The organism is Acinetobacter sp. ANC 5054 (assembly GCF_002135295.1).
GTDB lineage: Bacteria > Pseudomonadota > Gammaproteobacteria > Pseudomonadales > Moraxellaceae > Acinetobacter.
The window spans coordinates 1-20,170 of record NZ_NEGG01000011.1 but is presented as its reverse complement, the minus strand read 5'-3'; the positions used below and the strand labels follow the sequence as shown (position 1 = coordinate 20,170).

Genomic DNA, 20,170 nt, shown 5'->3' with positions numbered 1-20,170 from the left:
AGTTTAAATAATATTTTTTAATAAAAAAGCCCGATTCGTTCGGGCTTTTTACTTTATGGATGATTAAAAGCACGATTAAAGCGTAGTAATCAGTTCCGCAAAGTCAGCTACAAAATAATCTGCTTTGGTTTTGATTTGTTCTAATTCATGTTCTGAGTATTGATCGTAAATCGCTACAACTTCAATGCCTGCTTGATTTGCCGCTTCAACACCAATCAGGGAATCTTCAATAATTAAACAATCTTCAGGGTTTAAGCCAAAATGCTGCATCGCAGTTAAATACACTTCAGGATGTGGCTTGATATTTTCAACATTTTCACGCGTCAGGACGAGATGAAAATCCTGCTCAAAATTCAATTTGGGATGGATATTAAGGTTGTTGGATTGATAACGACGAATATTATTAATGCTGGTGGTTGTGGTAATCGCAACCGAAATACCTTGCAGGATGAGTGCTTTGACAAAATTTTCTGCTTGCGGTTTAAGCTCAATCACATGATCGAGGAAATGATGCGAAATTGCATAACGACGTATTTTGATTTCTTCAGCGCTTAAATCTGACATGCCATAACTTTCTTTTAGAAACTGACAATACATTAAGTAAGGATCAGGGCGATGCTTGAATTTTTGCAGTTGAGTGTCACGTTGCTGCTGCACGATAGAATGGGGAATGATTTGAGCGGTTAGTTCTTGAATTAACTGTGCATCGACTTGATTCCAAATCCCGACAGAGTCGATGAGCGTTCCATCTAAATCAAAGCAAACTAGTTTTTTCGCATTCAACATGCTTTATATCCCCATTGAATTAAGGGCATTATGCGTATTCTGAAAGCTGAATGAAAGTTATTTGCTATGTTTATAATCAGTCTAGCGTTTCATCTGCAATAAAAGTAATATTTCGATATTGGCATTTTTTATATTTCAGCCGATGATACATTTTCAATTTGAGTGTTTTTGATAAAGGATTTTGATTTTCGTGTTTGAACTGGACTGCAAACTTCTCAGCATTTTTTTTCATGTTTATAAGTACAAAAATGTGTCTCAGGCCGCTGAACATTTGCAGATGAGTCAACCGACGGTCAGTAATATCCTAAATAAAATTCGACAGCATTATAACGATCCACTCTTTTTAAGAATGGGTAATGAAATGGTACCTACTGAGTTGTCACGCCAACTTTTTCCAATGGTGAGTGAAGCTTTAAGTAAAGTGGAAGCTATTAATAATTTTTCAATTGATTTTGACCAAGCTGTTTCAGATCAGAAATTTACTTTAGCTATGACTGATGTATCGCATTTGGTTTTATTGCCTAAAATTAGCCAATATCTAAAAAAACATGCGCCACAAATTCGTTTAAATGTTCGACCCATCACCTCAGAAACCAGTTACCAAATGGCCAATGGTGAAATTGATTTAGCATTGGGTTTTTTACCGCATTTGGAAAGTGGTTTTTATCAACAAAAGCTTTTTGAACAATACTATGTGGTCATTGCAGCGAAGGATCATCCACGTTTAACAGGTGATAGCATAAGCACAGAACAATATTTAAGTGAATCGCATATCGATATTGATGCAGGAATGGGGCATTATCATATTGAAAATGAGTTACTTAATCTCGATTTGAAGCGTGATATTTTAATGCGATTGCCGAGCTATTTAGGGGTAGGCTTGGTGGTACAAGATACTGATGCTATTGCGACAGTACCTTATTATTTGAGTGAAGTTCTACTTTCACGCGGCAATTTAAAAATCTTTGAGGCTCCAATTGCTTTTCCAACCTATGGGGTTAAGCAGTATTGGCATATGTCTTGTCACCATAAACCGAGCCATCAGTGGCTACGTCATATGTTCCATGAGATATTGGTAAAGTAAATATAAATCTTTCATAGCTGTAAAAAAAACCGCCTTTCGGCGGTTCACTTACCTAGATTTGATACTTAAAAGCCATATCAAAAGTGCCACCAAAGCTGGAATTAAAATCCCCAAACTCATTGGCAAAATGCTATCACTGCCACCGACTGCAACACAGCTCGACACGATAAAAGCTAAACCAAACTGGCAAACACCTAGCAAAGCCGAACCTGTACCTGCACGTTCACGCGCAGCAGCCATTGCCAAAGCCATGCCATTGGCAGATAGCAAACTGACAAAACCAATGGTGAACCATAAAGGCACGATGTATAACCACATTGATGCGGTACTTGATGCCAAAGTCGTCACCAAAGCCATAGCTACATAAATCCAAAGACCAGCAGCTAAAATTTGTTGTGGCTTATAACGATCAAGTAATTTCTTATTCAGTTAAAAATCACCGAGTTTTAAATTTCGTATTACACGTGATCTTATTTCACTAACAACAGACTAAAACAACCTGAATAAAAGTTTTGATAAGGGGGATTTCCCGAGCAAAAGCGATAACATCAAAAAATCTGCTTTGAAAAATAAAAACATCATAAACAAAGTTATAGATGGTTTTGATTGCCACCATATTTCAGGCAAAAAAACCATTGGCACTGTAATTTTTTATATTCATGGCAGGGCATATATTAATAGAATTTTTAAGTAACAATATGCTTTTAAAAATAAAATTATCGATCAATCTGGCGTACAAGTTGTTATTCCAGATTACCCAATGACACCCGATTATATTTATAAACAGTCATTTCAAATGGTCGAGCAAGCTGATACAGAAGTATTGAAAACTACGCCTGCTGAAAACATTTTATTTATGGGGGACTCTGCTGGCGGCGGCTATACACTGGGATTGTATTTCAAGCTCAAGCAGAAGAAGAAGAAGAAGAAGAAACCTGTGCCAGGCAGTATCGTTTTGATTTCACCGTGGCGAGATGTGAGTTTGGAAAATCCTGAAATCTATAAATATCTGATGAAAGAGCCATTGATATTTTTTATCCAGACTCAGAAAAATTTTATCAACAACTACTTCTCAAATCGCCAAGATCGTCAATAGTTAATTGATGATGATTGAGTGAATCAAAATATGCTTAACCAGCTTTATTGTTGCAATTAAAAGGATATATAAAAGCAAATAAATCAAAGTTCAGGTACATTTTAGCCAGAAGTTAAGCTAAGGTTTTAGTAGTATCAGGCGGATTAAAAATTAAATACAACATTTTATGGTGAATAAAACGTAGTTTATCTAACACAACATTAGAAAGGGTAAATGGATATGCATCATCTAGTCCCATACTGCGATTAAGGGCATTCAAGTTAAAAGTAAGTGTCATCCAATTGTCTAATAATAAATCAAAGTCTTGTGCGCCAATGGGATTTTCCACCAGTTCTAGGTTATTTAAGTTGTCGATATCAGTTTTAACCATTAAACCAGCATAGTAGGCAGTTTCTAAAGTATCCATCATGTGTAAATAGTGTGCCCATGTTTCCGCCCAATCTTCCCATGGATGTGTACTTGCATAAGAGCTGACATAGTTATCTGCCCAATTAAGTGGTGCACCATCGTCATAATGGCGTTTTAGCGCGTCTTTATAATTTAGCCGCTCATCGCCAAAGTAGAGGCGAAAATCATCAATTAATTCTGGGCGTAAATGTTTAATTAAATCGAAATAATAATGTCCACTTTCATGGCGGAAATGTCCTAATAAGGTACGATAGTTTTCACCCATTTTTATGCGTGTCGTCTCGCGGTAAATCACATCCGCTTCACTGGCATTTAAGGTAATCACGCCATTGGCGTGTCCAGTCATAACTGGGTGATCGACTGTAGGCATGAGAAAATTAAAGCGTAGACCCAAACGGTCTTCATCGCTGCGTTTCGGGCGAGGCATAATATTTAGCTGCTGCATCAAATATAAAAAACGCCGTTTGGCACTTTCTAAACGTGCCCAATATACAATGTTGTCTGGATCATCCAAATTGGGGATGACATGCGTCAATTGACAAGATTCGCAGTAGATTTCATCGCTATCGGCAGGCACCACCCAATTACAAACCTGATGATGTTGATAGTTGTAACAAGGTTTATAGCGTTGACCTCTTTGCTTAGCATTTAGTGCAAGCCAAAGCGTTGCACTATGTTTTTCAAAACAGCCCATCTCTTTTTCAGAGGCGATATAGCCTAATGCAGTGTGACAGTTCATGCATTCGGTATTGGCAAAAAACACTTGTTTATGACAAACAGCGCAGCTGAAATATTTCATAGCAGTCTTGAAGATGCATTATTTTTAAACAATTATAAAGCAATAAAAAGATGTTCGTCATGGATGATCACTAAAAATTACGATAAGGCCATATTGCTTTAAGTGTATGGAAAATTTACATTTTTTAATTTAGGTCATTTACATCTATAGCTGAATTCAATTCCTGTTTCATCCATTCAACAAAATTAACAATCATTGGTGAAATATCGTGGCTAGAATGAATCAAATAGTATTTTCGTGCACCTTCAAGTTGCTGTGTAGAAGCTAAGACCAGCTCCTTTTTTTTCAGTTCAGATTCAATGAGCATTTTAGGAATAAGTGCCATCCCCATACCGTGTGTAGCTGCTACAGCAAGCATGGAAAATAGTTCATGTCGTTGACCTGCAAATGGTTTTTCATGTTGAATTTTCTGGGCTTGGAACCATTCCTGCCAAATCATGGGGCGAGTAGTTTGTTGTAGTAGGGGAAGTTGAATCAATTGTTCAGGACTTAAATGGTAGGCATATTCAGAATCAAGTTTTGCCTCAGGAAACATCTGCTGAATTAATGTTGGTGAGCACACTGGCACAATGCTTTCATTCATTAAAAAATGTGCTTGGATGCCAGGCCAATGTTTAATTTGTTGTTCAGTTCCTGCAAAAATGGCTGCATCAAAAATATTGTCATTAAACAAAAAGGGCTTAGTGCTGGTTTCTAAATGTAGAGTAATTTCGGGATGCTGTGCGTTTAATCGATGTAATTTTGGTAATAACCAGCGCGTAGCAAATGTCGGGACCACACCAATTTTTAGCGTTCCACCCAGACCTTTATGTGTCATTAAATCGGATGTGCTTTTTTCTAAACCTTGCAAAAATGGTTTGATGCTTTTGGCATATTGTTTTCCTGCTTCAGTTAGATCAACACCATGTCGCGTTCGACTAAATAAACTTACGCCCAAAAACTCTTCAAGCTGTTGTATTTGTCGAGATACAGCACTTTGCGTAATAAATAGCTCTTGAGATGCATGTGTATAACTGGCGTGCTTGGCCGCAGATTCAAAACAAATCAGGCTTTGAAGTGAGGGAATATTGCGGCGCATAGATAAATCCTTTTATCAAGTGGTATCACAAAATGGCATATAAGAAAGATTTCCATATAGCACTTTAGTCTAAAAATAGTGGGTTTTCCGTTTAACATCAGTGGCGAAAGTGCTTATGTCTCTCAGTTTTATTTTTAGATATGTATAACACGCATATCTGCATGAATATTTATCGTTTGAAAGAATTACTTTTCACACATAGCATCGATGAAAACAAAGTCAAACCTGTTAGCAGAGGACGCTATGAATCAAATGGTTAATACTAAAAAAGTGGCAAAAGTACAGTTCGATTGGAAAGATCCGTTTTTATTGGAACTGCAACTGACCGAAGAAGAGCGCATGATTCGAGACACTGCGCATGCTTACTGCCAAGAGCGTTTACAGCCGCGTGTGCTGGAACAATTCCGTCACGAACAAACTGATGCTTCAATTTTCCGTGAAATGGGTGAACTGGGTCTACTTGGTCCAACAATTCCAGAACAGTATGGTGGAGCGGGTTTGAACTATGTGAGCTATGGTTTGGTAGCACGTGAAATTGAATATGTTGACTCGGGTTATCGTTCAATGGCGAGTGTGCAAAGTTCACTTGTGATGGTGCCGATTAATGAATTTGGCTCTGAAGAACAAAAGCAAAAGTACCTGCCAAAACTGGCAACTGGCGATTACATTGGCTGTTTTGGCCTAACCGAACCAGACCATGGTTCAGACCCAGGCAGTATGATTACACGTGCGAAAAAAGTAGATGGTGGCTATCGTTTAACAGGCGCAAAGATGTGGATCACCAACAGCCCGATTGCGGATGTATTTGTCGTTTGGGCCAAAGAAGTATCACAAGAAGGCAATGTCGGTGACATTCGCGGTTTCATTTTAGAAAAAGGATGGGAAGGGCTATCAGCGCCAGCGATACACGGTAAAGTCGGGCTACGTGCTTCCATCACTGGTGAAATCGTTATGGATAATGTTTTTGTCCCAGAAGAAAATGCCTTCCCTGAAATACGAGGCTTACGCGGTCCATTTACTTGCTTGAACAGTGCTCGTTATGGCATTGCATGGGGCGCAATGGGTGCAGCTGAATTCTGTTGGCATACAGCCCATCAATACACAATGGACCGAAAACAGTTTGGTCGTCCATTGGCAGCGAATCAGTTGGTTCAGAAGAAACTGGCCGATATGCAAACTGAAATTGCACTAGGTCTACAGGCTGCACTGCGCTTTGGTCGTATGAAAGACGAAGGCATTGCTTCGGTCGAGGGGACTTCACTGATTAAACGAAATAACTGTGGCAAGGCACTGGATATCGCCCGAGTTGCGCGAGACATGTTGGGTGGTAATGGTATATCAGATGAATTTGGTGTGGCACGACATTTGGTCAATCTAGAGGTAGTGAATACCTATGAAGGCACGCATGATGTACATGCACTGATTCTTGGCCGTGCACAAACGGGCATTGCAGCATTCTAAAAAATCTAAATTTAAGAGCATTCAATATTGAATGCTCTTGGAATTTTTTAACCTAAAAAATCAAATTAATCGAAAAGGATTCATCGTGAAACACTCTTTTAAATCTGTACAAAATGCCTAAAGAAAATGAATTAGAAAAATAATAAATGCATGGCAAGTGTACAGAAATAGGATTGCCGATGACTCATTTGGGAAAATGAGGAACAAGGAATATGAATAACGAAATGCAAAATGGAGCAGGAACGCTCAAATTGCCTTCAAATGTTGGAACAATGCACCGTATTACCAGTAATACTTGGAAAATGGCATTTATTTTTGCTTTTATTTCGCTGGTTATTGATGGTGTAGACATCATGCTATTGTCATTTAGTCTGACCAGTTTAAAAGCTGAGTTTGGCTTATCGACATTTCAAGCAGGCATGTTAGGCAGCTCATCACTGGCTGGTATGGCACTGGGCGGTATTTCTGGTGGTTGGGCTTGCGACAAGTATGGTCGTGTCAAAACCATTGCTTGGTCAGTGGTCTTTTTTTCAATTATGACCTGTATTTTAGGTATTACTCAAAGTTATGAGCAATTCTTAGTATTACGCTTTATAGGTGCATTTGGTCTGGGTTCGCTTTATATGGCGTGTAATACATTAATGGCTGAATATGTACCGACCAAATACCGTACGACAGTATTAGGGACCTTACAAACGGGTCAAACTGTAGGTTATATCGTTGCAACCTTAATGGCTGGTGCGATTATTCCAGATCACGGTTGGCGTATGCTGTTCTATGTAACGATTATTCCTGCGGCATTTGCATTGATCTTTATGCGCTTTGTACCTGAGCCAAAGTCATGGCAAGAGGCGAAAATTGAACAACTTCAACGTCGTGAATTAAATCTACAGCCCATTGCCAGTACAGAACTAACGCAAAATAATACAGCTCCAGACAGTATTTTTAAACGTATTTTTGGCCACACCAATCACCGTAAAATGTTCTTATTGTGGATGAGTACCGCAGCATTTTTACAGTTTGGCTATTATGGCGTAAATAACTGGATGCCAACCTATTTAGAAACTGAACTAAGCATGAACTTTAAAGCCATGACGGGTTACATGGTTGGTGCTTATACAGCAATGATTCTAGGTAAAATTCTTGCTGGCTATGCAGCGGATAAATTTGGTCGTCGTATTACCTTTGTGTTTGGCACAGTTGCAACTGCTGCGTTCTTACCCATCATTATTTTTTATAATACACCAACCAATATTGCCTATTTACTTGTGACCTTTGGCTTCTTGTATGGCATTCCATATGGTGTAAATGCAACTTATATGGCTGAAAGTTTCTCAACCGATGTACGTGGTACAGCCATTGGTGGTGCTTACAACATGGGGCGTCTAGGTGCAGCAATTGCTCCAGCAACCATTGGCTTCATTGCCGCAGGTGGTTCATTCACCATGGCATTTATTGTAATGGGTACAGCTTACTTCATTGCTGGTGTAATTCCGGGTCTGTTTATTCGTGAGCGTCAATATGACCCACAACAAGCGACCATCTCTAACACGCAGGAAAAACTTGCAAAAATGGATACACATGCAGCAGATCATGTGAACAACGAAAGTGCTAAACCAGTAACAGTAAAATAAATGTCTGAAGCCATGAGGTTTGATTCAAGCTTCATGGCTGAATAAAAGGAGTTAGAAATGGGCGCATTACAAGGAATTCGAGTATTAGATTTAAGCCGAGTATTGGCCGGTCCGTGGTGCGGTCAAATTTTGGCAGATTTGGGTGCAGAAGTGATAAAAATCGAACGCCCACAAGTGGGTGATGATACTCGTATGTGGGGACCACCGTGGATGCTTGACCAACAAGGCAAAGCTACACGTGAGTCGGGGTATTATCAATGTGCCAACCGCAATAAGTATTCTGTGGCGATTGATATTGCAACATCTGAAGGGCAAGAACTCATTCGTGAGATTGCCAAGACGTCGGATGTAGTCATTGAAAATTATAAAGCCAGTTCTTTGGTTAAATATGGTTTGGACTATGCAACGCTCAGTGCTTTGAATCCGAATCTGGTGTATTGCTCGATTACTGGTTTTGGGCAAGACGGCCCACGTTCAGCAGAACCAGGTTACGACTTTATTATTCAAGGTATGTCTGGCCTGATGAGTATTACGGGCGAGGCGGATGATGTCGAAGGTGGCGGTGCACAAAAAGTCGGTGTAGCTGTAGTGGATATCCAAACTGGATTATATTCGACCATTGCGATACAAGCCGCTTTACTTGCCCGCCAGCATACAGGGCGCGGTCAATATATTGATATGTCCTTACTCGATGTACAAGTTGCAGCTTTGGCCAACCAAGGCATGAACTATTTGACGTCAGGTCATGCGCCTAAAAGAATGGGAAATAAACACCCTAATATCGTGCCGTATCAGACATTTAAAGCGCAAGACAAAGAGTTTATTATCGCTTGTGGCAATGATAAGCAATTTAAAGATTTGTGCATTGCCATTGGATATCCAGAATTGCTGGAGAATCCAAACTTTTTACGCAATCAAGATCGGGTTAAACACCGTGAGGAACTCATCCCACTTTTGTCCGCGTTTTTCTTAAAGGAAAATGCCAAAAAATGGGTCGATGCAATTCATGCCTATAAAGTGCCTGTTGGGATTATTAACTCAGTTGAAGACGCATTAAATGAACCGCAAATCCAGCATCGTGACATGGTAGTGAATATTCCACATCGCTTAAAACCTGATTTTAAAGTGATTGGTTCACCAATCAAACTTTCGGATACACCTGTGGAATATAAACATGCTCCGCCACAGTTGGGAGAGCACACTTCGAAAATTTTATCTCGCTTTAAAACACATCAAGAATTAGAAACATTAAAAGCTAAGGGCATCATTGACCTCTTACAAGATCCTGCAGCTTAAGGTAGCCCTTTCATTTATAAACAATATGCATTTCTTATTTGACCGAAGAACGCCAATACTTCGGTCATTTTTTTATTAAGCGGCAAGAAAATTTTTTAGCCGCTAATCGTGGCTTAGATACTAAAACGTTTAAATCTAAATTAACCAATTGCTGATCTTTGACTCCCCATTTGCCCTTAATGAAAGCTTGATTATAGGAGGGCCAATTGGTTGTACGATAAATTTTAGGGGCAGGCTTATTTATTTTGAAAGTATATTGCTGAATAAGTCGTTTATGCTAGGTTTATGCAACATAGCCTATATAAACTATTAGAAAATACGTACAGCCGTGATGAAGAAGCAAATGAAAATATAACGAAATGTTTTGACTGCGATATCAAATTCAGTTTTCTGAATGCTGATTTTTGATGGCTTTTAACCCTGCAATTGAAAATGTTTTTAAATGCGTTGCAAGTTGTTGAGCATCCATTTTAGATACGCTATGTAATGGGCTTAAAGGATTAATTTCCGCCAAAATTAACATAAAACAGGGCGCCATTACACTCAACATACAGGCCAAAATTTTAGGTTGGTTCGGACTCAGGCCTGATATTTCACTGATCATGTCTAAAATCAATAAAAATTTACGATTACCATCTTGTTTAAAAAATTGATCTAAACGACTTGATGAAGTTAATAATTCTCGTATTAAAATTTGGCTGTACCAAGTATTTCCTGTTAATAAATTGAGGGTTAATTTTTCAAAAAATAGCCCGAGTTTTTCTTCAGCGGAAATATCTAAAGCAGCAAGCGCAATGAGGTCTTTTTCATCAAAATATTGACTATGTGCTTCAGTAATAACGGCCTGATATAGACCTTCACGACCTTTAAAATGATAGTTAATAGAGGCGAGATCAACTTCAGCTGCCTGAGCGATAGCTTTATTACTCGATTTTGCAAAACCATTTTGCGCAATGAGTTTAGATGCGGCAAATAAAATTTTCTGTTTGGTAGCATCACCATCTGTGCGACGAGCTCTAGGCATAATTTAGGTTTTAGAAATGGAAATCAGCCTCAGTATATATTTATAGATTTAATTTATGTTAGTTTAAATTAAATTTAAACTAATACATTAAAATGAGACATGGTGTCGTATGAAAAAAGCTGTCATTGCAGGCATATTGCTGATCATTGTCGCTGTAATTGGTGGCACTTGGTATTATTTTAATCGAACTAAAACTGATGATGGCAGCTTAACGCTGTATGGAAATGTCGATATTCGACAAGTTTCTTTGGCTTTTGAACAGCCGGGGCGTATCCAGAAATTAACAGTTCAAGAAGGTGAGGTAGTCAAAAAAGGTGAGGTACTTGCCACTTTAAATACGGATAGTTTAAATATTCAAAAACAACAAGCAGAGGCGCAGCTCAAAGTTCAACAGCAAACCGTCATTGAACAAGATGTTGGAACACGTCCAGAACAAATCACTCAGGCTGAAGCCATACTCGCATCTGCTTTGACCCAATTAGATAAATCTGAGAAAGATTTAAAGCGCATGCAAGTTCTATTTAATAGTACGGCAGGGCAAGCCATCAGCAAGCAAGAACTGGATTATGCAAAAAGCAATCAAGCGACCGCAGCAGCAGCAGTAAAAGAAAAACAAGCGAATCTCGCATTATTAAAACATGGGGCACGTCGTGAAGACCGTGAAGCAGCCAAAGCACAAACAGAAGTTGCTCAAGCAGGATTGGATTTAATCGATTATCAAATTCAGCGTAGTGTCTTGGTTTCTCCTGTAGATGCTGTGGTACGTGCACGTTTGCAAGAAGTTGGTGATATGACCACAGCTCAGAAACCTGTGTTTACCTTGGCGTTAACCAACCCTAAATGGGTGCGTGTCTATGCCAATGAAATTCAATTGGGCCAAATCAAAATGGGCGGGATGGCTCAAATTGTTCGTGATTCACAGCCGAATAAGCCTATTGCAGGTAAAATTGGCTTTATTTCATCCGTTGCGGAATTTACACCCAAAACGGTGCAAACTGAGGATATTCGAACGAGTCTGGTTTATGAGGTACGGATTTATGTGGAAGATCCAAATGATGCTTTAAAAATGGGTCAGCCTGTGACAGTCAATATTGTTCAGGCCAAAGCAGAGTAATGGCTTATGACCAATCCGCATGTTGTCGTAGCCAAAAATTTGCGCCAAATATTTTCTGCATCCGATAAGAAAAATTCAGAAGTTGTAGCGATTCAAGACTTAAATATTGAAATTAAGTCAGGACAACTGACGGCTTTAGTTGGCCCAGATGGTGCAGGCAAAACCACATTTATGCGATTGATGGCGGGGTTATATGCACCGAGTGCGGGTTCACTTGATGTGCTGGGTATTGATGTCGCCAAATATCCACAACAGGTGCAAGATCGTATTAGCTATATGCCACAGCGCTTTGGACTTTATGAAGATTTAAGTGTCCAAGAAAATTTAGATCTGTATGCAGATTTGCATGGTGTCGCTCAAGAAATACGAAAAGAACGCTTTGCAAGATTGCTTGCTATTACAGATCTGACAAAATTCACTCAACGACCCGCAGGAAAACTTTCTGGGGGAATGAAACAAAAGTTGGGCTTGGCTTGTACATTGGTACGTTCTCCTGAATTGTTATTGTTGGATGAACCGAGCGTGGGTGTCGATCCACTGTCACGCAGAGACTTATGGCAAATTATTCAGCAATTGGTGTCTGAAGAAAACCTGAGTGTAATTATTAGCACTGCATATATGGATGAAGCAGAACGCTGCGCTGAAGTCTACGTGATGTACCAAGGTCAAGTTTTAAAACATGGCACACCGAAAAGTTTAAGTGCTGAAGCTGATGGCTTAACTTGGCAACTTCGACTCCCACTAGACTTGAAAGCTCGGGTAATCCAGTCACAACTTTTAGATTTACCTTTATATATTACCGATGCAGTTCCGAAGGGCGATACAGTACGTTTTATTAGCACTCTAGAATATCCTCAGTTACCAATCCAATATGTACCTTACAATTGTCAAATAGCAGCTCGACCCGCTGAACTTGAAGATGCCTTTATGCTGTTTTTGCATCAAGCACAGCAAAATGAACAAAAAATATTTAAATCAGAAAATAAACCCAATTTAAAACCACATGATTTAGAACACGCCAATTTAATTCAAACTCAAATTCAAGCTTTGGGTGAAATTTCTGAAAACAAAGCTGAACCTGTCATACAAGTTCAGGATTTAGTCCGTACTTTTGGTGATTTTACCGCAGTGGCTAAAACCTCATTTGAAGTTCAACGTGGTGAAATTTTTGGCTTGCTCGGCCCGAATGGTGCAGGAAAAACGACAACCTTTAGAATGCTTTGTGGGTTGTTACCTGCAAGTAGTGGCTCATTACAGGTTGCAGGTGTGAATTTGCGATATGCTCGCGCTGAGGCAAGACGTAAAATTGGTTATGTCTCTCAAAAATTTGCCCTATACAGCAACTTAAGTGTTTTAGAGAACCTGAAATTCTTTGGCGGCGCTTATGGTTTGACTAGAAAAAAAATTAAAGAACGTATCGAAGAATCTTTAATTCAATTTAATTTAAACCCCAGTGCCAAAAGTGGTGATTTACCGAATGGATTTAAACAACGTTTATCCATGGCGGCCGCACTATTGCATCAACCCGAAATCATTTTCTTAGATGAACCTACCAGTGGTATTGATCCATTGGCAAGGCGTTCATTTTGGTACACCATTGGTGAATTGGCCAATCAAGGTATGACAATCATCATTACCACGCATTTTATGGAAGAAGCGGAATATTGTGATCGTATTGCGATCCAAGATGCAGGACATTTATTAGCACTTGGTTCACCGAAAGAAGTTCGCTTGCAGGCAGGGACTGCGCAAGAACATGATATGAATAGTGCCTTTATCGCTATTGTTGAACAGGCAAGGAGAAGCACATGAATATAAATGCTTTTTTTCGACGCTTGTTCGCATTGATTCGTAAAGAAAGTCGTCAATTATTAAGGGATAAAAGTAGTTTAGCCATAGGTTTAGTATTACCGATTATTTTAATTTTGTTGTTTGGTTATGGTCTTTCTTTCGATTTAAATAACGGGCGTGTCGCTGTCGTGGTGCAACAGAGCTCGTCACAAAGCGAACAGTTAATTGCGGGATTAAATGGCACACACTATTTGTCGGTAACACCCTTTAGCAATTTCCATGAGGCAGAAGAAGCTATGGGAAGGGATGAAATTGATGCCATCGTCAACTTACCTTCTGATTTTGCAAGTCAACGTGAGAATGGAACAGCAACGATTCAAATTATTAGTAATGGGCGTTCTACCAGTATTGCAACGACGATACAAGGTTATATTTCAGGTGCATTTAATACTGCACAAATGATTCAAGCAGACCGAAGTCATCCAAGTTCCAACCTTGGTGCAATTACTGTTGAACAACGGATGTGGTTTAACGAGTCAGCAAACAGTACGTGGTTCTTAGTGCCAGGTTTAATTGTATTGATTCTTACCTTGATTGGTGCGTTTCTTACTGGCTTGTTGATTGCACGAGAGCGTGAACGAGGGACGCTTGAAGCAATTTTTGTAACGCCTGTACGCCCCCTTGAAATGGTGATTGCTAAACTCACACCTTATGTCGTCATTGGAATTGTAGATATTGTGGTATGTCTCGTCACGGCTTCTTGGGTCTTTGATGTTCCTATTCGAGGATCCTTATTTTCAGTCGTCAGTGCTTCATTTTTATATTTAATGGTGTCTTTGTTACTTGGATTGACCATTTCTGGTTTTGCCAATAGTCAATTTCAAGCCAGTCAAATGGCATTACTTGCTAGTTTTATGCCTGCAATGATGCTCTCGGGTTTTGTATTTGATACACGTAACTTACCGCTTGTGGTGCAAATCGTCAGTAATCTCTTACCTGCAACGCATTTTATGACCTTGATAAAAACGCTGTTTTTAGGAGGGGATGATTGGCGTTTATGGTTTAAAGAATGTGGGATATTAATGATCTATGTCATTTTACTGACTGTGGCATCCTGTATTTCGCTAAAAAAACGCTTGAGGTAATGCATATGGCTTCATTTTTTGCGTGGCTGAATTATCTGATGGTTTTGGTGAGAAAGGAATTTTTGACCATTTTTAGCGATCCAGCGAACCGTGCTATTTTATTTGCCCCTGCACTTATTCAAGCACTACTGTTTGGTTATGCTGCAAGTTATGACGTCAATCATGTGGATTATGCCATATTGGATCAAAGCCATAGTCAGGCATCGGCTCAATTATTACAGCATTTAGATGGTTCTGGCATTTTTAATCGAACAGTGACGATAGACAGCAATCAGCAAATCAAACAAGTGATAGATGATCGTCAGGCACTTGCAGTTATAACAATACCCAGTGATTTTGAGGACAAACTAAACCAAGGTCAAAATTCCCCAATCCAAGTTATTCTCGATGGTCGTAACTCGTCGACCGCTGGCATGGCAGGATCTTATATCAATAATGTCATCGCTCAAGTTAATTTGGAACGCACGAACACTACGCCAATCGTAAATATTGAAAGTCGTATTTGGTATAACCCAAATGCAGAATCACGGTGGGGATTAATGCCTTCATTAATTGCGGCTTTAAGTATGATACAAACTTTATTGTTATCTGCGCTTTCTGTGGCAAGGGAACGGGAGCAGGGTACTTTTGATCAGCTCTTGGTAACACCTTATCGTCCGCTAGAAATTATGATTGGTAAAGCCTTGCCTCCTATTTTTGTTGGTTTAATACAATCAACAATTATTTTACTCATTATCCTGTATTGGTTCAAAATCCCAATGAATGGATCGGTTGGATTACTGTATTTCGGATTATTGAGTTTTAATATTGCTGTAGTTGGATTGGGCTTATCAATTTCAGCAATTTCCTTAAATATGCAGCAAGCGATGCTATATACATTTTTCTTAATCATGCCAATGATGCTGCTTTCTGGATTATTAACGCCAGTTCAAAACATGCCATATGTATTGGAACTTGCGACCTATGCGAATCCTTTACGATTCAGCATTAATCTAATTCAGCGAATATATTTGGAAGGTGCGACTATAGCGCAGGTTAAGTGGGACTTTGTCCCGATGTTCATACTGGCTGTGATTACGCTTCCACTAGCAGCGTGGTTATTTAGGAATAGGTTATCTTAGAACTTAGATTCTCAAATGAAGAGCTACATTTGTAGCTCTTTTTCAACGGACATTAGTCATAAAAAATAGCAAATTCTTCAACAGGGACTCGAGGTGTTTGCAGCTGATTGACCACTTCAGACTCATCTGCATAACCTAGAGAAATCGCACAAACCAGTTCTTCATCGTCTGGAATATCCAAAACCTCTGCAACCACCTGATGAAAAGGATTCCATGCGGCTTGCGGACAACTATCAATGCCGCGGGCTTTGGCAGCAATCATGACATTCTGGATCATCATTGCAATATCCATTTTTGAACCTGTTTCTAAGATCGTATTGGCGGTAAAGAATAACCCGACAGGCGCATCAAACAGCTGATAATTGCGTAAAAGCTGCTGTTGCATTTTGTCTTGTTCACCTTTTTGAATACCCAATAGACCGTACAAGCCCCAACCATTTTCACGGCGGCGCTCAATAAATGGCGAAGTCCATTTTATCGGATAATATTTAAAGCTTTCTTGATATAAATCAGCTTTTTCTGGATCGGAAAAAATTTCGGTTTGTGCAGCACAAACCTTCTGTATTAATGCCTCACGCTTTTGTCCAGTGACCACATAAACTTTCCACGGCTGAATATTATTGCCTGAGGGCGCACGACTAGACACCGTTAAAATGTCTTTGATCGTTTGTGTTTCAATTGGAGTCGTTTTAAAAGCACGTACCGAATGTCTTGAATTAATGACTTGATCGACCAATGTATGTTGCTGCATATAAATTCCCTTTAAGATTGATATTGTGATTTTAGTTAAACACCCAATTTTTTAGTTCAGAGCATGATAGTTCGCTAGATATAAAAAATAATTTTTAATTCACGTCTGCATCTAGTTGTTTAAGATCGATCTGCTTAAGACCCACATTTAACTTATTGAGTAAATGAATTAAGCTGGCTAAATCATCCAAGGCAAAGCCAGACATAGCTTGATGATAAAAATGAAAAAAATGCTCTTGAAGGTCTAGCCAGTTTTGTTGCCCTAATGGCGTGAGCGCTACATTTTTAGCTCGTTTATCTGCATCGGAGGTAACACGCTGTACACTGCCTTCACGTTCTAAACGCTTTAAAACATTGTCTAAACTTTGTCGGCTAATCCCTAAGTATTCGGTTAAATCTGAAAATGACATACCTGCATCATTGAGTTGTGGGCGCGAAAGTGCACCCATTACAGCCCAATGGACAGGTGAAATACCGAGTTCATTTAAACATTGGCGATCAAGACTATTACCAACCTGAAATAATCGAAAAAACAGTCGATTATGAATCATATATAAAGATTGATCGTAAATTCCAAGTTTTGAATCAGACATAGTTATTAAGCACATTTTCTAATGATATTTGCAGCTAGTATATCGGCTTAGAATATTAGTACAGCTATTTTTGAGAAAAATTCGCTGACCTTTTTTCTAAAAATGCCTGTATACCTTCAGCAGCATCAGCGCTTTGACTGCATTCCACAAAAAGTTTGGCTTCCAATTCAAGTCCTTGATGGATATTTAAATCGGATGCAGATTGAACGGCTTGCATTATTTGATGAATCGCAGCTGGAAATTGCATTGCCAATGAATCTAGATATTCTTTTGCGCTTGCAATCGGATCTTGCATTTCAATGATTTGATTCACTAAGCCGATGCTATAGGCTTCTTCCGCAGAAACAATTTTGCCGCTGACAACCATTTCAAGTGCTTTCGATACACCAATTAAGCGTGGTAAACGCTGTGTTCCACCATAGCCAGGAATTAAACCGAGTTTTATTTCCGGGAGTCCAAGACCTGCCGTAGGGCTACATATTCGAAATGTACATGCCAAAGCAAGTTCAAGTCCACCTCCTAAAGCCATGCCATGAATACTGGCCAGTGTCGGAAATTTTAATTCATTTATCTGTTGGAATAAGGCCTGACCGATTTGTATTTTATGCAAATGCTCTACGGGAGTCTTATTCAGTAATTCTGTGATATCTGCACCTGCGCAAAAGGCTTTGCCTTCACCGACAAAAATGGCTGCACGCAGATTCAGTACTGAAATTTCAGAAACAATTTCTTGTAATTTTTCAATCATTTCTGAATTTAATGCATTTCGTGCTTTTGGTCGATTCAATCTGATAATCGCAATGTTATTTTCATAGTGAAGCTCAGCAGTCATGTTCCATTTCCTTGGTAAATTAGACTTATGAAAAGCATATGTTGAATCAAATATATGTCAATATATAAATACAAATAAAATTAAACACCATTAATTATTAGTATTTTATGGTTAAATATATGTAATAGTATTGACATAAAAAATATATTCATTAATCTGAATTGGATGCTTATTAAACAGGTTCGGTTTTTTGATTTCTGTTAGAAATCCCCAGAATGCAATCGGATGCGTATGGCTGACAGAATGCTTAAAACAGTAGTGAACTAAAACAACAATAACAATCAAGGAGTTGATTGATGAGTCAAGTCGATATGCAGAGTTTAGCGAGTGAAGCTAAATTCAACGGTTTTCATGCCAAAGTTTTAATGTGGTGCATGCTGATTATCATTATCGATGGATATGATATTTCTGTTGCAGGTGCAGCTTTACCTTCGATTATGGAACAAATGAATGTAAGTGCTTCAACGGCTGGTTTTATGGCAAGTTCAGCACTATTTGGAATGATGATTGGGGCTATATTTTTTGGTGGTCTCGCTGATAAAATTGGTCGCCGTTTAACCATTGCCATTTGTGTATTTTTATTCAGTGCTTTTACTGCGATAGCAGGTTTAACTGATGATCCAGTCACATTCAGCATCGTGCGTTTTATTGCAGGATTAGGCATTGGGGGAGTCATGCCGAATGTGGTTGCGCAAATGACGGAATATTCACCGAAAAAAGTACGTAATGTCATGACCTCATTGATGTTTTCGGGTTATGCCGTAGGCGGAATTTTAGCGGCAGTTTTGGGTAAACAGTTTATTATGCAATATGGCTGGCAGGTGGTGTTCTATGCTGCTGGTGTACCAGTTGTTTTGCTGCCTTTTATTTTAAAATCTATGCCTGAATCTGTGGTTTATTTGGTGAAGCATAATAAACAAGCTGAACTGCGTAAGATTGCCGAGCAAATTGCACCGCAAGCACAATTCCCTGCGGATGCGGTTTTTGTTAATGGTTCATCAAATAATAATTTAAAACCGACAGTAGGGCTGTTATTTAGTGACGGACGAGCTTTTAGTACGCTGATGTTTTGGGTGGCATTTTTTACCTGCCTGTTTATGGTTTATGCGTTAAGTACTTGGCTCACCAAATTAATGGCAATGTCAGGCTATTCATTGGGTTCAGCACTGACTTTTGTGATCGCACTGAATATTGGCGCAATTATTGGTGCAGTCGGTGGTGGCTGGTTAGCAGATCGCTTCCACATTAAATGGGTATTGGTCATTATGTATGCTATAGGCAGTGCCTTTCTATATCTAATGACTTTGCCTATGTCGACAACTATGCTGTATTTCATTATTGCGGTTGTTGGTGCTTGTTCAACAGGTGCGCAAATCGTTGCATATTCATATTGCGGTCAATTTTATCCAAGCGTCATTCGTTCAACAGGAATCGGTCTGGCATCTGGCGTAGGGCGTTTAGGTGCAATTGGCGCACCGCTATTAATTGGTTTTATTGTTTCGCTAAATTTACCAATTCAGCAAAACTTCTTTGTGATTGCCTTGGCTGGTTTAATAGGCGCTGTAGCTTTATCTCTAATTAATCATAGACGTGCAGATATGGCCCAAGCACAGAGTAAAACCAATTTTAATTTAACAACTGAGGAAGTGTAAATGAAGGCTCTTGTTGCTGTAAAACGTGTGGTTGATGCCAACGTTAAAGTTCGCGTTAAGCCGGACAACAGTGGGGTTGACCTTACTAACGTTAAGATGTCAATCAACCCATTCTGTGAAATCGCAGTGGAAGAAGCGGTTCGCTTAAAAGAAAAAGGAACTGTTTCAGAAATCGTTGTTGTTTCTATTGGTCCTAAAGAAGCGCAAGAACAAATCCGTTCTTCTATGGCGCTTGGTGCAGACCGCGGCATCCTTGTTGAAGCTGACGAAAACCAATTAGGTGTACTTGAAATTGCAAAAATCCTAAAAGGTGTTGTTGAAGCTGAACAACCTCAATTGATCCTTCTTGGTAAACAAGCGATTGATGACGACTCTAACCAAGTTGGTCAGATGCTTGGTGCGCTTCTAGGTGCAGGCCAAGGTACTTTCGCTTCAGAAGTTAAAGTTGAAGGCGACAAAGTACAAGTGACTCGTGAAATCGACGGTGGTTTACAAACTGTTGAACT

19 protein-coding genes are annotated in these 20,170 nt (G+C 39.3%); 11 read left to right on the top strand and 8 right to left on the bottom strand.

The annotated features are described in order from the left end of the window. Nucleotides 1–75 precede the first annotated feature (75 nt). Entirely contained in the window at nucleotides 76–786 is a 711-nt protein-coding gene (locus tag B9T33_RS11630; RefSeq protein WP_086179072.1) for an HAD family hydrolase, read from the bottom strand. A gap of 190 nt (nucleotides 787–976) precedes the next feature. Here B9T33_RS11630 and B9T33_RS11625 point away from each other — a divergent pair, with 190 nt between their 5' ends. Further along, complete coding sequence (locus B9T33_RS11625) at nucleotides 977–1,870, top strand: LysR substrate-binding domain-containing protein (protein WP_086179071.1); 894 nt, start codon at nucleotides 977–979, stop codon at nucleotides 1,868–1,870. Nucleotides 1,871–1,918: 48 nt separating this feature from the next. Here the strand turns inward: B9T33_RS11625 and B9T33_RS11620 are convergent, their stop codons facing one another. Beyond that, a complete protein-coding gene (locus B9T33_RS11620; RefSeq protein ID WP_086179070.1) occupies nucleotides 1,919–2,227 on the bottom strand; it encodes a hypothetical protein in 309 nt (102 codons plus the stop codon). Nucleotides 2,228–2,585: 358 nt separating this feature from the next. Here B9T33_RS11620 and B9T33_RS11615 point away from each other — a divergent pair, with 358 nt between their 5' ends. After that, a complete protein-coding gene (locus B9T33_RS11615; protein ID WP_086179069.1) occupies nucleotides 2,586–2,966 on the top strand; it encodes an alpha/beta hydrolase in 381 nt (126 codons plus the stop codon). Nucleotides 2,967–3,078: 112 nt separating this feature from the next. Here the strand turns inward: B9T33_RS11615 and B9T33_RS11610 are convergent, their stop codons facing one another. Both B9T33_RS11610 and B9T33_RS11605 read right to left on the bottom strand, forming a co-directional pair. Continuing rightward, nucleotides 3,079–4,173, bottom strand: a complete 1,095-nt coding sequence (locus B9T33_RS11610; RefSeq protein ID WP_086179068.1) for a zinc-binding metallopeptidase family protein — start codon at nucleotides 4,171–4,173, stop codon at nucleotides 3,079–3,081. Nucleotides 4,174–4,297: 124 nt separating this feature from the next. Next, the gene (locus tag B9T33_RS11605; protein ID WP_086179067.1) at nucleotides 4,298–5,251 is read right to left on the bottom strand and encodes a LysR substrate-binding domain-containing protein; all 954 of its coding nucleotides are present in this window, start codon (nucleotides 5,249–5,251) and stop codon (nucleotides 4,298–4,300) included. Between the two features lie 243 nt (nucleotides 5,252–5,494). On the opposite strand from B9T33_RS11605, the gene B9T33_RS11600 reads away from it, so the two are divergent. From B9T33_RS11600 to B9T33_RS11590, 3 genes are all read left to right on the top strand, one after another. Beyond that, nucleotides 5,495–6,712 carry an acyl-CoA dehydrogenase gene (locus B9T33_RS11600; RefSeq protein WP_086179066.1) on the top strand — a complete coding sequence of 406 codons (1,218 nt, stop codon included), beginning with the start codon at nucleotides 5,495–5,497 and terminating at the stop codon, nucleotides 6,710–6,712. A 212-nt stretch (nucleotides 6,713–6,924) separates the two neighbouring features. Continuing rightward, the gene (locus B9T33_RS11595; protein ID WP_086179065.1) at nucleotides 6,925–8,346 is read left to right on the top strand and encodes an MFS transporter; all 1,422 of its coding nucleotides are present in this window, start codon (nucleotides 6,925–6,927) and stop codon (nucleotides 8,344–8,346) included. A 57-nt stretch (nucleotides 8,347–8,403) separates the two neighbouring features. Then, nucleotides 8,404–9,642 (top strand): CaiB/BaiF CoA transferase family protein, encoded by a 1,239-nt coding sequence (locus B9T33_RS11590; RefSeq protein WP_086179064.1) that lies wholly within the window; start codon nucleotides 8,404–8,406, stop codon nucleotides 9,640–9,642. A gap of 382 nt (nucleotides 9,643–10,024) precedes the next feature. Here B9T33_RS11590 and B9T33_RS11585 read toward each other — a convergent pair whose 3' ends face one another. Next, nucleotides 10,025–10,666: a TetR/AcrR family transcriptional regulator gene (locus B9T33_RS11585; protein ID WP_086179063.1), complete on the bottom strand. Its 642-nt coding sequence runs from the start codon at nucleotides 10,664–10,666 to the stop codon at nucleotides 10,025–10,027. Between the two features lie 109 nt (nucleotides 10,667–10,775). Here B9T33_RS11585 and B9T33_RS11580 point away from each other — a divergent pair, with 109 nt between their 5' ends. The 4 genes from B9T33_RS11580 to B9T33_RS11565 are packed head-to-tail and all read left to right on the top strand — an operon-like array spanning nucleotide 10,776 to nucleotide 15,837. Further along, entirely contained in the window at nucleotides 10,776–11,780 is a 1,005-nt protein-coding gene (locus tag B9T33_RS11580) for an HlyD family efflux transporter periplasmic adaptor subunit (protein ID WP_086179062.1), read from the top strand. 6 nt (nucleotides 11,781–11,786) lie between these two features. Continuing rightward, a complete protein-coding gene (locus tag B9T33_RS11575; protein ID WP_086179061.1) occupies nucleotides 11,787–13,592 on the top strand; it encodes an ATP-binding cassette domain-containing protein in 1,806 nt (601 codons plus the stop codon). Continuing rightward, nucleotides 13,589–14,716, top strand: coding sequence for an ABC transporter permease (locus B9T33_RS11570; RefSeq protein WP_086179060.1), 1,128 nt, complete (start codon nucleotides 13,589–13,591; stop codon nucleotides 14,714–14,716). The genes B9T33_RS11575 and B9T33_RS11570 overlap by 4 nt, the downstream gene beginning before the upstream one ends. Before the next feature lie 5 nt (nucleotides 14,717–14,721). Then, entirely contained in the window at nucleotides 14,722–15,837 is a 1,116-nt protein-coding gene (locus B9T33_RS11565; protein ID WP_086179180.1) for an ABC transporter permease, read from the top strand. Nucleotides 15,838–15,889: 52 nt separating this feature from the next. Here B9T33_RS11565 and B9T33_RS11560 read toward each other — a convergent pair whose 3' ends face one another. The 3 genes from B9T33_RS11560 to B9T33_RS11550 form a co-directional block, all read right to left on the bottom strand. Next, entirely contained in the window at nucleotides 15,890–16,594 is a 705-nt protein-coding gene (locus B9T33_RS11560) for a nitroreductase (RefSeq protein ID WP_416202598.1), read from the bottom strand. Between the two features lie 88 nt (nucleotides 16,595–16,682). Then, nucleotides 16,683–17,180, bottom strand: coding sequence for a MarR family winged helix-turn-helix transcriptional regulator (locus B9T33_RS11555; RefSeq protein ID WP_086179058.1), 498 nt, complete (start codon nucleotides 17,178–17,180; stop codon nucleotides 16,683–16,685). A gap of 64 nt (nucleotides 17,181–17,244) precedes the next feature. Beyond that, nucleotides 17,245–18,012 carry an enoyl-CoA hydratase/isomerase family protein gene (locus tag B9T33_RS11550; RefSeq protein ID WP_086179057.1) on the bottom strand — a complete coding sequence of 256 codons (768 nt, stop codon included), beginning with the start codon at nucleotides 18,010–18,012 and terminating at the stop codon, nucleotides 17,245–17,247. A 296-nt stretch (nucleotides 18,013–18,308) separates the two neighbouring features. Between B9T33_RS11550 and B9T33_RS11545 the strand changes: the two genes are divergently transcribed. Both B9T33_RS11545 and B9T33_RS11540 read left to right on the top strand, forming a co-directional pair. Next, nucleotides 18,309–19,664 carry an MFS transporter gene (locus B9T33_RS11545; protein ID WP_086179056.1) on the top strand — a complete coding sequence of 452 codons (1,356 nt, stop codon included), beginning with the start codon at nucleotides 18,309–18,311 and terminating at the stop codon, nucleotides 19,662–19,664. Then, nucleotides 19,665–20,170, top strand: a 506-nt coding sequence (locus B9T33_RS11540; protein WP_086179055.1) for an electron transfer flavoprotein subunit beta/FixA family protein, incomplete at its 3' end; no start/stop codon positions are given. It lies immediately after the preceding gene.